Here is a 15,507-nt window from a genome sequence, read left to right on the forward strand (position 1 = left end):
TCGCGCCCGCGGGGCCCTCGTGCGTCCGGGGAAGGCGACGGCCGCTGGGCGGCCGCCGCGACGCCCGCCCGATGGCGCGGGCGCCCTGTATTTCCTCCCAGTCGTGGGTTTTTGGTTCGCGCGGGGCGGCGCGGTCGCGCGGGGCGGCGGGTTCCCCTATACTTGGGCGTTACAAGTTCGAGTGCCTCGAATGGGTATGGGCGGCGCCATGTTCCGAACCTGGTCAGGTCCGGGAGGAAGCAGCCATAAGGGACCGCTGACGAGCGCCCATGCCTATTCGGGGCACTTTTCTGTATGAAAGGCGCCTCATGGGAATCATCGAGTTCTTCGTCAACCTGCTCAAGGATCCGCGCGGGTTCATCGCCGCGTGGATCATCGCGCTGGGGCCGGTGTGGGTGTACACGCCGCTGTTCCTCATCGTGTTCATCGAGACGGGCCTCGTGTTCTTCCCCTTCCTGCCGGGCGACTCGCTGCTGTTCGCAGCGGGCGTGTTCTCGGCCGACGGCGGCGGCCTCAACCTGGGGGCGACGCTCGTCGTGTTCTACGCGGCGGCCATCCTGGGCAACACGTCCAACTACTGGATCGCGCGGTTCTTCGGCGCGCGCATCATCGATTCGGGCAAGGTGAAGGCGCTCACCCCCGAGCGCATGGCCAAGCTCGACCACTTCTTCGACCGCTACGGCGGCCTGACCATCATCATCACGCGCTTCATGCCGTTCTTCCGCACGTTCGCCCCCTTCATCGCGGGCACCGGGCACATGCACTTCGGGAAGTTCACCCTGTTCAACTGCATCGGCGGCATCGCGTGGGTGAGCCTGTTCGTGCTGGTGGGCTACTTCTTCGGCGGCGTGCCGTTCGTGCAGGATCACTTCGAGGTGATCGTGCTCGGCATCGTGGCCGTGTCGGTGGCGCCGGCCGTCATCGGCGCGGTGAAGGCGGCGATGAGCGCCCGCCGCGCGAAGGCGGGCGACCCGGTGGCCCAGGCCGAGGAGCGCGTGAGCGACGCGGAATACGAGCGCGAGCTGGTGCGCGAGAAGGTGCGCCGCGCCGAGGCCGAGGCCAAGGAGCAGGCCCGCGAGGCCGTCGCCGCCGAGCGGCGGGCCGCGGAGGACGCCGAGCGCGAGGCGCGCGCCGCCGCCGATGACGCACGCGAGGCCGCGGAGGCCGTCGAGCCGGTCGCGCCCGAGGCGTCGGGCGACCAGGATGCGGAAGTCGTGCCGGATGCTCGCCCGGCGCGACGCGAGAACGAGGAGGCGTAGGCCATGGCCGAGGCGCTGTATCGCAAGTACCGCCCGCAGATCTTCGAGGACGTCGTCGGGCAGGAGCACATAGAGCGCACCATCAAGAACGCCATCGAGCAGGACAAGGTGAGCCACGCCTACCTGTTCACCGGCCCGCGCGGCACCGGCAAGACCACCACTGCGCGCCTGCTGGCCAAGGCGCTGCTCTGCGAGCGGGGCCCGACGGCCGAGCCCGACGGCACCTGCGTCGACTGCGAGATGATCGCCGCCGGCGAGCACCCGGACGTCTACGAGCTCGACGCCGCGTCGCGCACGGGCGTCGAGAACGTGCGCGAGGAGATCATCGGCCGCGTGCAGTTCGCCCCCACCCGCGGGCGCTACAAGATCTACATCATCGACGAGGTTCACATGCTGTCGACGGCCGCGTTCAACGCGCTGCTGAAGACGCTTGAGGAGCCGCCGAGCCACGTGGTGTTCATCCTGGCCACCACCGATCCGCAGAAGGTGCCCGAGACCATCCACTCGCGCTGCCAGCGGTTCGACTTCCGCCGCATCTCGAGCGAGGCCATCGTGTCGCGCCTGGGCGCCATCTGCGTGGCCGAGGACGTGGAGTTCGAGGGCGAGGCGCTCGACCTCATCGCGCACCGGGCCGAGGGCGGGATGCGCAACGCGCTCACGTCGCTCGAGCAGCTGATCGCGTTCGGCGAGGGCAAGGTCACGATGGAGGTGGCCGAGCGCATGCTGGGCTCGCTCGACGTGAGCGAGCTGGCCGAGATCGTGCGCTTCGTGGGCACGCGCGACGTGGCCAGCTGCTTCCGCTGGACGGCCGAGTACGTGGAGACGGGCGCCGACCTGGCGCAGTTCACCCGCGACTTCGCCGAGCACATCCGCAACATGTACGTGATGAGCCTAACCGGCGCCGACGTGGCGCTGGACGTGAGCGAGTCGGTGCGCCGCGAGCTGGCCGAGGAGCTGCCGCTGTTCGGGCCCGACCGCCTGGCGCGCCTGCTGGCGGTGCTCGGCGACCTGTCGGCCGAGCTGAAGACGTCGACCAACCCGCGGCTGTCCTTCGAGATCGCGCTGACGCGGATGGTGCGGCCGGATTCCGACCTGACGCTGGCGTCGCTCGCCGAGCGCGTGGAGGCGCTCGAGTCGGGCTACTCGGCGGTGGCCCACGTGATGAGCGCGCCGGCGGGCGCGGGCGCGGCGGGCGCGATGGGCGCTCCGGCGGGTGCGGGTGCTTCACGTGAAGCAATCGGCGCTGCTGCTGGTGCGGCTGCGGTGGCTGGTGGGGCGTCTGATGCGGCTAGCGCGCGTTCCGGTGGCGCTGAGATGCCTGCGGGACGCTTGGGAGATGGTGCCACGGTTCCGGGCGTGCCTGACGCTGCCGCTGGGGTGCCCGGGGATGTTTCACGTGAAACATCGGCTGGCGAAGGCACCGGCAGGGGCGCCGCGGGGAACCCCGGCGCTGCCGCCGGCCAGCCTGCGGATGCTGGTGCAGCGAGCGTGGCCGCGGGTGCGGACGGCGCGGCGCGTGCTGCCGGCGCGGCTGGCGCGGGCATGGCTGGCGTCCCGAACGCGGGCGCTGCGGGCGCGGGCGTGGCGGGGCCGGCGGCTCCCGCTTCCGCGGCTGCGGCGGGCGGAACCGCTGCGGCGGGCGGGGCGCTTCCCGATGCGCTCCTGCAGAGCCTGCGCAACCCGGCGTCGCTCCAGCGCATGTGGCAGGCGGTGCTCTCGGCCCTGACCAAGGCCAAGACCGCCTACGGCGTGCTCTTCCTCAACACGAAGGCCGTGTTCGACGAGGCCTCGGGCACCCTGGCCGTCGAGTTCCTCCCCGAGAACGACTTCGCCTTCAAGACGGCCCAGGGCGCCGGCGTCCAGGAGGAGCTGGGGCGCGCCATCGCCCAGGCCTGCGGCGTCACGCTGCCGTTCATGATCGTGAAGGGGGGCGCTCGCGGCGCGACCGCCGGCGCGACCCCGATGGCCGCGGCCGTCGCTGCCGCGACGGCGTCGATGGCCCCTCAGGCTGCCGCCGGTGCCCCGGCGAGCGCTCCCGGCGCAGGCGCGCAAGGCTCCGTCGGCGCCCCGTCGGGCGGCACGGGCGCGCAAGGCGCCCCCGCGTCGCAGCAGGCCGGCGGGGGAGCCCCCGGTGCCGCCCAGGCGGCCGTCGCGCAGCAGGCCGGCGCTGGCGCCCCGTCGGGCGGCGCAGGGGCCGGTGCCGCTGGCGCCCCGAGCGGCGCGGGTGCGTTCGTTCCGCCGGATCCGGCGCGCGGGCATCACGGCATCGACGCCATGACCGGCGCCTCGGAGCGCCCCGGCGCCGCCGAGCGCGGCTACGGCGCGGCCTACGATGAAGTCCCCGTCGACCTCTACGACGAGGTTCCCTACGACGATGACGGCTACGGCGCCTACGACGCGCCGCCTGCCTCACCGACTCCGGCGGCTGCCCCCGCAAACGCCGGTGCCCCCGCGAACGCCGGTGCCCCCGCGTCGGCGGCTGCCCCCGCGTCGACGCTCGCGGCTTCCGGCGCCGACGTCCCCCCCTGGGAGGCGGCGCCTGCCGCATCGGGCGCTTTCGCATCGGGCGCACCCGCGACGGCGCAGCAGAATGTTTCACGTGAAACATTCGTACCCCCCACGCAGGGGAGCGCCACGCCGGGAACCTCGGCGGCTTCCGCGACCGGCGGCGCCCCGGCCCCCGCGCCGGGAGAGGAGCCCTCGCCCGAGGACCTCAACGCCATGCTGGCCTTCGGGTTCGGCGAGGGCGTCAGCTTCACCGAGGAGTAGCCGCGCCGGCGACCGACCGTCCCCGGCGCCCGGCGTTCGCGGGGACGCGCTCGACGCGCTATAGTGTCACCGGCTGCTTTGGCGGCCGTTCCGCAGCAACCCCGCCGGCGCGCAGCGGCGCCCGGCGCTAACGACGAGCACCAAGAGATGACGAAGGAGCATTCCCCATGGATATGAAGAAGATGATGAAGCAGGCCCAGAAGATGCAGCTGGAGGCCGCGCGCGCCCAGGAGGAGATCACCAAGATGGAGTTCGAGGCCACGGCCGGCGGCGGCATGGTCAAGGTGGTGGCCATGGGCGACATGAGCATCAAGTCCGTGACCATCGACCCCGAGGCGGTCGACCCGGAGGACGTGGAGATGCTCGAGGACATGGTGATGGCCGCCGTGAACGAGGCCCTGCGCAGCGCCACCGAGGCCACCAACCAGCGCATGAACGCCGTCATGGGCGGCATGAAGATCCCGGGGCTGATGTAGCGTACCCGCTCGGCTCGCCCACCGCAGGGCGTCCGAAATGTTTCACGTGAAACATTTGTGCTAGAATCCGATATCGATGAGCCTGGGGCTGCCTGCGATCGGCGCACGCGGCCCCTTCTGCGTCCGAGGAGTCCCCATGCAATCCGCCCCCGCCATCCAGAAGCTGCTCGACGAGCTGGAGCGCCTGCCCGGCGTGGGGCCGAAGTCCGCCCAGCGCATGGCCTACTGGATCCTCAACTCCGACCGCGCCACGGCGCTGCGGCTGGCCGAGGCCATCGCCGAGGTGAAGGACACCGTGCGCTTCTGCTCGCGCTGCTTCAACTACGCCGAGGGCGACCTTTGCGAGATATGCGCCAGCACCAAGCGCGACCAGGGGATACTCTGCGTGGTGAGCGAGCCGCGCGACATCCCGCCCATCGAGCGCACCGCCGTGTTCTCCGGCGTCTACCACGTGCTGGGCGGCGCGCTGTCGCCCATGGAGGGCGTCGGCCCGGACGACCTGCGCATCGCCGAGCTGCTGGCGCGGCTGGCGTCCGAGCCCGTGACCGAGGTCGTCCTGGCCACCAACCCCAACATCGAGGGCGAGACCACGGCTGCCTACCTGGCGCGCCTCATCAAGCCACTCGGCATAACGGTGACGCGCCCCGCCAGCGGCCTGCCCGTCGGCGGCGACCTGGAGTTCGCCGACGAGGTAACCCTCGGCCGAGCCCTGGAAACCCGCCGCCCCCTGTAGGCGGCGGCCGGCGATTGCGCCCGGCGCCTTCCCGTCCCCCAAATGCAAAACGACCCGCACAGGCTCATGCGGGTCGTTCGTGCTTCAGTCAGCGCGCTGATCTGTCCCCTCCAAAAACAGAACGGCGCCCTGACGAAGCCTAATGGGCGAAGCGAATTGACGCTCCTCGCTAAGTTCAACACAAAAGTATATCAGGCCGTTCACAGAACACCAACAACTATTTTCGGCGAGCGAACGGCGCGCGCTGCCGGTGAGAACGACGTTTCGCCTGGGCGCTCTCAGGCGGAATGTCCCGCATATCTGCCTGCTCTCGCATTCCCGTCTTGCGGCGCGGGGCAACGCCGGCCCCCTCTCCTCCCTCTGCTATACTGGGCCGCGAACAAGGAGGGGATCATGGTCAACGTACCCAGCCCGGCCGTCGCCGTCGTCGGGCGCCACAACTCTGGCAAGACCACGCTCATCGAGCAGCTCATCGCGTGCCTGGTCGGCCGCGGCCACGACGTGGGCAGCGTGAAGCACCACAGCCACGCCGGCTTCGAGATCGACTACCCCGGCAAGGACTCCTACCGCCACCGCGCGGCGGGCGCCTCCGAGACGGTCATCGCGTGCCCGGGCCAGATGGCGCGCATCAAGTCCGTCGAGGGCGAGCTGGAATGCAGCGAGATCGTGCGCTCGATGCCCGGCCACGATATCGTCGTGGTGGAGGGCTACCGCAAGAGCGGCCTGCCCACCATCGAGATCATGCGCTCGGGGAACCCCGCCGACGTGAACGTGGCCGAGGCCATGCTCAAGGCGGCCCGCGCCGGCGAGCCTTTGGGCACCGACTTCGTCCAGCGCTACCGCGAGGAGGAGCGCCGCGCGAGGGAGGCCGCCGCCAGCGCCGACGCGCCTGCGCCCGACGCGCCCGCTGACGCCTCGCCCGCTGACGCCCCCGCCGACCCCCACGCCCACACCGCCGAGGACGACCTGGCCCACAAGATGCCCGACGCCAACACCGTCGCCGTCGTCACCGACATCCCCGAGGCGCGCCAGGCCGCCGTGCTGTTCAACGTCCCCGCCTTCGACCTGGATGACGTGGAGGGCCTGGCCGGCTTCCTCGAGGAGCACTATGTCCGCCCGCGCATCAGCATCGTCATCCAAGCCGGCGGCGAGAGCCGGCGCATGGGCCAGTCGAAGGCCACGGTGCCCTTCGCCGGGCGCCCGCTCATCTGCCGCCTCATCGAGCGCCTGTCGCCGGTGGCCGACGAGCTCATCATCACCACCAACGAGCACGACCGCCTGGGCTTCCTCGCCGAGGCGTACCCCGACCTGGACATCAAGCTGGTGGGCGACGCCTTCGACTTCCGCGGCGCGCTGCCGGGCCTCTACACGGCGCTCACCGCCGCGCGCAACCCGTACGTGGCCGTGGTCGCCTGCGACATGGTGTTCGCCAGCGCCGCGCTGGTGGTGGCCGAGTCGCTCGTCATGGTCGACACCGGCGCCGACGTGGTGGTGCCCGTCAACAAGCACGGCTTCGAGCCCTTCCACGCGCTCTACCGCCGGTCGGGCTGCCTGCCGGCCGTGCGCCGCGCGCTCGACCGGGGCGACCGCCGCGCCCAGTCGCTGCTGGAGGATCCCGAGGTGCACGTCGAGGAGTTCTCGCAGAAGCGCGTGCTGGAGGCCGAGCCCCACGGCGGCTGCTTCATCAACGCCAACACCCCCGACGAGCTCAAGCGCATCGAGGATTCCTACCTGGAGGAATAGGCCGGCCTGGCGCCTGCCCGCCGCTTTGCGGGGCCGCCCGCCCCGCGCTGGCGCCCGCCCCGCGCCCGCCCGCCGAACCCCGTCCGAGAGAAGAGGAACCATGCCCACGATCAACGACGTCATGGAGATGGCCGAGGCGCTCGAGAGCGCGTCGGTGGTGGCCGCGCCCGACCGCTGCGTGGCGGTGCGTAACCGCAACTCGACGTGCCGCAAGTGCGTCGACGTGTGCATCGCCGATGCCATCGAGGTGGGCAACAACGAGCTGAAGGTGTCCAACGGCGCCTGCGTGGCCTGCGGATCCTGCGTGGCCGTGTGCCCCACGGGCGCCCTCATCGCGCTCGACCCCATGGCCGAGGACCTGGCGGTGGACATCGCCGGGGCCGTGCGGGCGGCGGGGGAGGGCCGTGCCGTGTTCGCCTGCGCGCGCATGGCCGCCCGCAACGTGGGCGATCCAGACAAGTACGCCGCCGTGCCGTGCCTCGGCCGCATGGTGGAGGAGGACATCCTCGACTTGGCCGCCCACGGCGCGAGCGAGGTCATCCTGGTGGACGGCACGTGCAAGACGTGCAAGTACCGCGCCACGGGCCCCGCCATCGACGCCACCGTGGCCACGGCCCGCGCGCTCCTGGACGCCCAGGGCTGCGCCATGCCCATCACGCGCACCTCCGAGTTCCCGCCCGACATCCTCGGCGACACGATGAAGGCGCGCGGGGCTGCCCGCCGCGGCTTCTTCACCAGCGCCACCTCCATGGCCAAGGACGTGGCCATGACCGCAGCCGAGAAGGCCATCGCCGACGCGCTCAACCAGCGGCAGCAGAACAAGATGGCCACCCTGCGCGAGCGCCTGGGCGTGGGCAAGACCGGCCGCCTGCCGCAGTTCGAGCCCGAGCGCAACTACCGCCTGCTCGACGCCATGGACGCCCTGGGCCAGCCGGTGGAGCCCGTCATCGACACGCGCCGCTTCGGGTCAGTCTCCATCGACCCCGAGGAGTGCACCGGCTGCGGCATGTGCGTGATGTTCTGCCCGACCGGCGCCCTGCGCTACGCCGAGCAGGAGGAGGAGAAGCCGGCCGCCTCGCCCAAGCCGGTGCTGGCCAGCCTCGCCAAGGAAGAGGAGGAAGACACCGGGTTCCGCGCCGTCGAGTTCTCCGCCGCCGACTGCACCCAGTGCCGCCTGTGCGCCGACGCGTGCCTGCAGGGCTGCATCGCCGTGTCGTCGGCCGTCGAGACCGCCGAGCTGTTCGACTTCGAGCCGCGCCCGCTCGAGATCCGCCGCCCCGGCAAGCGCCCCCGCCTCTTCGACCGCCGCCGGTAGCGAAAAGTCGGTTTCATATCCATTTTGGCGAGTTTTCCGAGGCTCAAAGGCCCGATTGGGGGCTTTTTCACCGCCTGCGAGCGGAGTCATTTTCAGCGACCTGGGCAAACGCTTCCGATCCTCGCGGCGGGGCTTGCCTTTGCCTCGGGAAACTCAACGAAATGGATATGAAACCGCCAAACCCCTGCCATTGCCCCTCTCCGCGCCGCCCGGCCGCCGCTCGCCCCCTTCCCGTCCGTCGCCGCGGGGCTGTGCTATACTGACGGCACTTTATTACGGTAGAGTGATGGGGCGGCCAACCGAGGGAGCGGCCGTCACCAGGGAAAACCGATTGGGAGGAAACGACTATGAAGAAGATGAAGGCGCTCATCGTCGCCGCGGCGGCCCTGAGCCTGTCCGCGCTGCTGCTCGCCGGCTGCGGCGGCGCCCCCGCCAACGACAAGAAGGCCGAGGACAAGGCCCCGGCCAAGGAGGAGAAGACCACGCTCGTCGTGGGCCTCGACAACGCCTACCCGCCCTACGGCTTCATCGGCGACGACGGCAACCTGACCGGCTTCGACATCGACCTGGCCACCGAGGTGGCCGAGCGCAACGGCTGGGACCTCGAGCTCGAGGCCATCGACTGGGACGCCAAGGACGCGCTGCTCAACCAGGGCACCATCAACTGCATCTGGAACGGCTTCACCATGGAGGGCCGCGAGGGCAAGTACGCCTTCTCCAAGCCCTACATGCACAATGAGCAGGTGGTCGTCGTGAAGGCCGACTCCGGCATCGACTCGCTGGAGGGCCTGGCCGGCAAGAACGTCATGACCCAGGTCGACTCCGCCGCCCTCGACGTGCTCGAGGACGAGGAGGGCCAGAAGGCCCTGGCCGACACCTTCGCCGGCGGCGCGGCCCAGACCATCGGCGACTACAACAACGCCTTCATGCAGCTCGAGTCCGGCACGGTTGACGCCGTGGCCTGCGACCTGTCCATCGCCGACTACCAGATGGCGGCCAAGCCCGACATGTTCGTGAAGCTCGAGCCCCTGTCCACCGAGAACTACGCCGTGGGCTTCGCCAAGGACGGCGACCAGGCCATGGTCGACGCGGTGAACAAGACCCTGAAGGAGATGTACGACGACGGCACCATCGCCGAGCTCTGCGAGAAGTGGGGCGAGTACGGCATCACCATCGACAACTGGGTGCTGGTCGACTAGCAACGCCACCCCCTTTGGCGCTCTAGTGCGCTAAACTGGGAAACAGAAGCGAACCTGGCGAATGCCGCGGGGCTGCCCGCGGCATTCGCTGTCGTCTTGGCGGGTTTGCCGGGGCGCCGCCCGGAGGAGGGCGGGCCCTGCGACGGGCGGCGTCGGGACGGAGAAGAGGAGGCACGGTGGAATTCTCGGTGATGATGGGCATCCTGGGCGACGGCTTCATGCTCACGGCGCAGATCTTCGTCGTGACGCTGGTCGGCTCGCTGCCGCTGGGCGTCGTGGTGGCCCTCGCGCGCATGAGCCGCTTCAAGCCGCTGGCCTGGGTGGCGCAGCTCTACATATCCATCCTGCGCGGCACGCCGCTCATGCTGCAGCTCATGGCCATCATGTTCGGCCCGTACTACCTGCTCGGCCTGAACATGGGATCGGACTGGAAGTTCGGCGCCTGCGCCATCGGCTTCATCCTCAACTACGCGGCCTACTTCGCCGAGATCTACCGCTCGGGCATCCAGTCCATCCCGCGCGGCCAGTACGAGGCGGCCGCCGTGCTGGGCTACTCCCGCGCGCAGACCTTCATGAAGATCATCCTGCCGCAGGTCATCAAGCGCATCCTGCCCGCCATGGGCAACGAGGTCATCACCCTGGTGAAGGACACGTCGCTCGCCTTCGTGCTGGGCATCGCCGAGATGTTCTCGGCCGCCAAGGCGCTTTCTGCCCGCGAGGTGTCGATGCTGCCCTACGCCATCGCCGCCCTCATCTACTGGGTGTTCTGCCTGCTCATCGAGTTCATCCTCAACCGCGTCGAGAAGAAGCTCGACTACTATCACGACTAGCGCGCCCGCGGGGCGCCTCTGCTGGGAGGCCTCATGACTAACGAAAACCTGCCCGTCGTCACGCTGGAGCATGCGAAGAAGGCGTTCGGCTCGGTCGAGGTGCTCAAGGACATCTCGCTCACGGTGAACCGGGGCGACGTGCTGGCCATCATCGGGCCGTCGGGCGGCGGCAAGTCGACGCTTCTGCGCTGCCTCACGCTGCTCGAGACGCTCGACGCGGGCGACCTGTCCTACGGCGACCTGGCCGTCACGCGCACGGACGGGGCGGGCCGCGCCGTCTACGGCGGCAAGGAGGTGCTCGCCGAGGCCAAGACGCGCTTCGGCCTGGTGTTCCAGAACTTCAACCTGTTCCCGCACTACACGGTGCTCAAGAACATCGCCGACGCCCCCATCTGCGTGCAGAAGCGCCCGAAGGACGAGGTCGAGGCCCAGGCGCGCGCCCTGCTGGCGAAGATGGGCCTAGCCGGCAAGGAGAACATGGTGCCCTGCGAGCTGTCCGGCGGCCAGCAGCAGCGCGTGGCCATCGCCCGGGCGCTCGCGCTCAACCCCGACGTGCTGTTCTTCGACGAGCCGACGAGCGCGCTCGACCCCGAGCTCACGCGCGACGTGCTCCAGGTCATCCGCGACCTGGCCGCCGAGCGCATGACCATGGTCATCGTCACTCACGAGATGGGCTTCGCCCGCGACGTGGCCGACCATCTCATCTTCATGGACGACGGCCGCGTGGTGGAGTCGGGTCGCGCGGCGGACGTCATCAACAATCCCGCCCACGAGCGCACCCGTGCCTTCCTCGCCAACTACGAGCAGGCCTAAGGAGGCCCCGTCATGGATGTGAAGAACCTCTTCGACCAGGGCGTCTCCAAGGCGCGTGGCGCCGTGTCGTCCGTCGCGGTGGAGCAGCGCGGGTTCGTGCGGGCCCTCGCGCGGATGTGCGACGACGGCTGGCGCGCCGGCTGGCACGAGCGCAACGGCGGCAACGCCTCCTACCGGCTGACGGCCGAGGAAGCCCAGGCCTGCCGCCCCTACTTCCACGAGGAGCCGCGCCCCTGGGAGCCGCTTGACGCCGCGGTGCCGGCTCTGGCGGGGGAGTGCCTGCTGGTGACGGCCGCGGGGTCGTACTTCCGCAACGTCAAGGATGACCCGTCGCGGGCGCTCGGCATCATCGAGCTCGACTTGAGCGGCGCGTTCTGGCGCCCCGTCTGGGGCTTCGAGGGCGGCGGCCGGCCCACGAGCGAGCTGGCGGCCCACGTCATCCTCCACGGCGTGCGCAAGGAGGCCACCGCCGCCGCGAGCCGCGTGGTCTACCACTGTCACCCCGTCGAGGTCATCGCGCTCACCTTCGCCCTGCCGCCGGACGCCCGCGCGCTGACGCGCGCCCTGTGGAAGACGATGACCGAGTGCATCATGGTGTTCCCCGAGGGCGTGGGCGCGGTGCCCACGGCGGTGCCCGGGTCGCGGAGCCTGGCCGACCTGACGGCCGCGGCGGCGCGCGACCACGCGGCCGTCGTCTGGGCGCACCACGGGCTGCTCGCCACGGGGGCAACCTGCGACGACGCCTTCGGCCTGGCCAGCGTGCTGGTGAAGGCGGCCGCCATCTACCGCGACGCGCGCGTGCTCTCCGGCGGCGCCGAGCCCGCCTACCCGCTGACCGACGCCGACCTGGTCCTGCTGGCCGGGGGCCTGGGCGTCACGCCCAACCCGGCGTACCTGTCGGCGGATGCGCCTGAGCCCGTTGCGCCCGCGTCGGCGGACGAGCCCGCCGCGTCTGAGCCCGCCGTGCCCGAGCCGGCGTCCGCCGAGCCCACGTCCTCGACATCCCAACCGGAAGGGGAGTGACCCCATGACCGTCACCTTCCACTTCGCGCGTCACGGCGAGACGCTGTTCAACGTCATGGGGAAGGTGCAGGGCTGGTGCGACACGCCGCTCACGGGCAACGGCCTGTACGCGGCCTACCGCCTGGGCCAGGGGCTCGTGGGAACCGACTTCATCTGGGCCTATTCCAGCGACAGCGGCCGTGCGCGCGAGACGCTGGCCGTGGCGCTGGAGGCGCGCGCCAACGAGCGGCGCTTGAGGGGCATCGACGAGGGCGACCGATCCATCCCCGTGTCGGCGGACCTGCGCCTGCGCGAGTGGTGCTATGGCTGGCTCGAGGGCGAGCTGGGCGAGGAGATGCGCCGCGCGCTGGTGGACTGCTTCGGCCGCGACCTCGAGCGCGCCGAGCAGAACGAGCGCCTGCCCGAGATCGCCGACTTCTTCGCGCGGGCCGACCCCACGGGCCGCGCCGAGGACTTCGCCGCCATCGAGGGGCGCCTGCGCTCCTTCATCGCCGAGGCGGCCGCCCACGCCGAGGAGGCCGGCGGCGGCGACGTGCTGGTGGTCACCCACGCCTTCATCATCCGCACGCTGGTCTACCTCTTCGACCGCGCCCGCATCAACGACCCGCTCAAGATAGAGAACGCCAGCCTCACCGAGCTCATCTGGCAGGACGGCGAGATCTGCCTGGGGAAGATCGGCGACACCGCGCACCTGGCGTAGCGCGCCGCACGGCACGTGGTCGGCCTGCGCCTTGCGTCCCGAGCTGCGCGGCGCGCAGTTGTCCCGCGGCGTGCGCGATTCCGCCCGTCTCGCCCGCCGCGGCTACTTCCGCGGCTTCCTCACCATGGCGCGCTCGGTGATGGCGAAGTCCGGGCTCTCGAAGACGTGGCAGACCTCGAACCCCACGTGCTCGTAGAGCTCCTGCAGGCTGTCGGAGTACGTCTCCAGGTAGCAGGGGATCCCGTGCTCGTCCGCGTAGTCGAAGAACGGCGTGATGAGCCGGCGGAAGCGGCCGGTGCCCCGCTGCTCGGGGTCGACGGCCAGCATGACGAAGTGGATGAAGTCGCCTTCCTTCCGCTCGCGCTCCTCCCAGTCGAAGACGGAGATGGGGGCCATGCGCTCCAGCTGCGCGGCGAAGGCGACGGCCTCCTCGTCGGAGAGCACCTCGTCGGTGAGCAGGCGGTCGGCCTTCTCCTCCAGGTGCGCCCAGGTGAGGCCCTCCAGGTCGCTCTTGAGGTAGGCGATGGCCAGGGCGGTGCCGTCCTCCAGGCAGTAGGCGGCCTGGTAGGGGGCGCCCACGACGATGTCGTTCATGATGATGGCGCGCGACAGGAAGCGCTCGCGGTCGGCGCCCTGCGATCCGGCGGGCAGCGCCTTCAGCAGCTCGAGCGTCCACAGCTCCTCGAGGAAGGCGTCGCCTCCCATACGCGCCAGCTTGACGGCCAGCTCCTTATCGGCGGGGTCGACGGTGACGAGTCCGGGCAGCTTCATGGCGGTTCCTCTCGGGTTGGGGCGGGCGGGGCGCCCGTCGGGTTCTGCGACGATTGTAGCCCGCGCCGCGGGGCGTTGGGGCAGGCGTTTCCGAGAGGACACCGGGCGGCGGCGGGTACCCGGCCCGTCAGCTTACGGGAGTACGTCAGTTGGTGTATCTCCGTGACGCGGGGATGACGTTTGCCCGGCGCCGATTCCGGCGTTTTCGCGCGGATGCTAAGGTGGGCGCGTCGCTGCGAGACCCACTCGGAAGCGGCCGCCACCCCTCCAACTCGGCGGCCCTTCGCCAGACGCGTGCGGTATCGCCACCGCCTTCGGAAACAACAGTCAGACCGATCAAGGAGCTAACCATGACTGAGAACAACACCACGCCTCCGGTGCCTGGCGCCGGGCAGCCGGGAGACGTCCCCGGCGCCCAGCCAACCCAGCCGATGCCGGGCGCCCAGCCCGTGCAGCCCGCCCAGCCCGCGCAGACGGTTCCCATGCCGGGCGTGCACGCCGCCCAGACCGCGCCGGTCCACGAGGCCCAGCACGCGATCCCGGCTGGCGGCGTCCCCTATGCCAGCGCCGGCCACGCGGCCGTGCCCCCCGTGCCCGAGGCCAAGAAGAACTCGGGCGCCAAGACCTTCCTCATCGCCTTCGCGGGCGCGCTCGTGGCCTGCGTCGTCGCCTTCGGCGTGATGGGCGCCGTGAACGCGGCCACCAGCGCGGGCAACGGCGGCGCCGTCGAGCCGGGTGCCACCGTGAGCAACCCGCAGGGCACCAACATCACCGTCAACGGCGAGGACGCCACGCTGCCCGAGGTCGTCTCGGCCAAGTGCCTGCCCTCCGTGGCGGCCATCGACGTGTACGCGCGCCAGACCAGCGGCTACGGCAACCTGTACGGCTACGGCTGGGGCGGCGGCCAGCAGGGCGGCGAGCTCGCCGCCACGTCGCTCGGCAGCGGCGTCGTGCTGACCGAGGACGGCTACATCATCACCAACAACCACGTGGTCGAGGGCGGCGAGGCCTTCGAGGTCACCGTCGAGGGCGTCACCTACGAGGCCGACCTTGTCGGCGCCGACCCCAGCTCGGACGTGGCCGTGCTCAAGTGCCAGGACGCCAGCGGCCTCACCCCGATGGAGCTCGGCGACTCGGATGACCTGGTCATCGGCGAGTGGGTCATGACGCTCGGCAGCCCCTTCGGCCTGGAGCAGTCCGTGGCCACCGGCATCGTGTCGGCCACCAGCCGCTCCCAGATCATGGACGCCTCCGCCGACCCGACCGGCATGAGCAGCGGCCAGAGCACCATCTACCCCAACATGATCCAGACCGACGCGGCCATCAACCCCGGTAACTCCGGCGGCGCCATGGTGGACGCCGAGGGCAAGCTCATCGGCATCAACACGCTGATCACCTCCTATTCCGGCAACTACTCCGGCGTCGGCTTCGCCATCCCCGTGAACTACGCGGTGAGCTTGGCGAACCAGATCATCGACGGCCAGACGCCCACCCATGCGCAGCTCGGCGTGTCGCTGATCAACGTCACCCCGCAGATGGCCCAGCGCTACGGCCTGACCGTCGACGAGGGCGCCTACGTCGCGGCCGTCACGCCCGATTCCGGCGCCGCGGCGGCCGGCCTGCAGGAGGGCGACATCGTGACCGCCTTCGACGGCAGCGCCGTGGAGAGCGCGAGCGACCTCATGCTCGACGTGCGCGGCAAGCAGCCGGGCGACACGGTGACGCTCACCATCGACCGCGGCGGCAAGAGCCAGGACGTCCAGGTCACCCTGGGCGACGACTCCTCCAGCCAGCAGCGGCAGCAGGCGCCCAGCCGCCAGCAGCGCTACGGCTACGGCCAGCTGGAGGACGCCGCCTAGCGTGCGTCTGAGGCAAC

At 70.7% G+C, this 15,507-nt stretch carries 13 protein-coding genes and 1 other RNA gene; 13 read left to right on the forward strand and 1 reads right to left on the reverse strand.

Annotated elements, in window-relative coordinates; genetic code table 11:
• Window positions 1-188 precede the first annotated feature (188 nt).
• From ffs to LPT13_RS10665, 12 genes are all read left to right on the forward strand, one after another.
• Window positions 189-282: signal recognition particle sRNA small type (ffs, locus tag LPT13_RS10610), an RNA gene on the forward strand.
• A 26-nt stretch (window positions 283-308) separates the two neighbouring features.
• Window positions 309-1,259 (forward strand): VTT domain-containing protein, encoded by a 951-nt coding sequence (locus LPT13_RS10615; protein ID WP_242166326.1) that lies wholly within the window; start codon window positions 309-311, stop codon window positions 1,257-1,259.
• Between the two features lie 3 nt (window positions 1,260-1,262).
• The gene (gene dnaX / locus LPT13_RS10620; protein ID WP_242166327.1) at window positions 1,263-4,028 is read left to right on the forward strand and encodes a DNA polymerase III subunit gamma/tau; all 2,766 of its coding nucleotides are present in this window, start codon (window positions 1,263-1,265) and stop codon (window positions 4,026-4,028) included.
• Window positions 4,029-4,195: 167 nt separating this feature from the next.
• Window positions 4,196-4,504, forward strand: coding sequence for a YbaB/EbfC family nucleoid-associated protein (locus LPT13_RS10625; RefSeq protein WP_242166329.1), 309 nt, complete (start codon window positions 4,196-4,198; stop codon window positions 4,502-4,504).
• 136 nt (window positions 4,505-4,640) lie between these two features.
• Complete coding sequence (gene recR / locus LPT13_RS10630; protein WP_242166331.1) at window positions 4,641-5,237, forward strand: recombination mediator RecR; 597 nt, start codon at window positions 4,641-4,643, stop codon at window positions 5,235-5,237.
• 393 nt (window positions 5,238-5,630) lie between these two features.
• Window positions 5,631-6,980 carry a molybdopterin-guanine dinucleotide biosynthesis protein B gene (gene mobB / locus LPT13_RS10635; RefSeq protein ID WP_242166332.1) on the forward strand — a complete coding sequence of 450 codons (1,350 nt, stop codon included), beginning with the start codon at window positions 5,631-5,633 and terminating at the stop codon, window positions 6,978-6,980.
• Between the two features lie 100 nt (window positions 6,981-7,080).
• Window positions 7,081-8,295 carry a 4Fe-4S binding protein gene (locus tag LPT13_RS10640; RefSeq protein ID WP_242166333.1) on the forward strand — a complete coding sequence of 405 codons (1,215 nt, stop codon included), beginning with the start codon at window positions 7,081-7,083 and terminating at the stop codon, window positions 8,293-8,295.
• A 347-nt stretch (window positions 8,296-8,642) separates the two neighbouring features.
• A complete protein-coding gene (locus tag LPT13_RS10645; RefSeq protein ID WP_242166334.1) occupies window positions 8,643-9,494 on the forward strand; it encodes an amino acid ABC transporter substrate-binding protein in 852 nt (283 codons plus the stop codon).
• A gap of 176 nt (window positions 9,495-9,670) precedes the next feature.
• A complete protein-coding gene (locus tag LPT13_RS10650; RefSeq protein ID WP_242166335.1) occupies window positions 9,671-10,324 on the forward strand; it encodes an amino acid ABC transporter permease in 654 nt (217 codons plus the stop codon).
• A 33-nt stretch (window positions 10,325-10,357) separates the two neighbouring features.
• Complete coding sequence (locus tag LPT13_RS10655; RefSeq protein WP_242166336.1) at window positions 10,358-11,137, forward strand: amino acid ABC transporter ATP-binding protein; 780 nt, start codon at window positions 10,358-10,360, stop codon at window positions 11,135-11,137.
• A gap of 12 nt (window positions 11,138-11,149) precedes the next feature.
• Window positions 11,150-12,160 carry a rhamnulose-1-phosphate aldolase gene (gene rhaD / locus LPT13_RS10660; RefSeq protein WP_242166337.1) on the forward strand — a complete coding sequence of 337 codons (1,011 nt, stop codon included), beginning with the start codon at window positions 11,150-11,152 and terminating at the stop codon, window positions 12,158-12,160.
• Window positions 12,161-12,164: 4 nt separating this feature from the next.
• On the forward strand, window positions 12,165-12,860 hold the full coding sequence (locus LPT13_RS10665) for a histidine phosphatase family protein (protein ID WP_242166338.1): 696 nt from the start codon (window positions 12,165-12,167) through the stop codon (window positions 12,858-12,860).
• 102 nt (window positions 12,861-12,962) lie between these two features.
• Here LPT13_RS10665 and LPT13_RS10670 read toward each other — a convergent pair whose 3' ends face one another.
• A complete protein-coding gene (locus LPT13_RS10670) occupies window positions 12,963-13,631 on the reverse strand; it encodes a GNAT family N-acetyltransferase (protein WP_242166339.1) in 669 nt (222 codons plus the stop codon).
• Window positions 13,632-13,981: 350 nt separating this feature from the next.
• On the opposite strand from LPT13_RS10670, the gene LPT13_RS10675 reads away from it, so the two are divergent.
• On the forward strand, window positions 13,982-15,490 hold the full coding sequence (locus LPT13_RS10675; RefSeq protein WP_242166340.1) for a trypsin-like peptidase domain-containing protein: 1,509 nt from the start codon (window positions 13,982-13,984) through the stop codon (window positions 15,488-15,490).
• Window positions 15,491-15,507: the final 17 nt, after the last annotated feature.

This window comes from Adlercreutzia faecimuris (genome assembly GCF_022669055.1).
GTDB lineage: Bacteria > Actinomycetota > Coriobacteriia > Coriobacteriales > Eggerthellaceae > Enterorhabdus > Enterorhabdus faecimuris.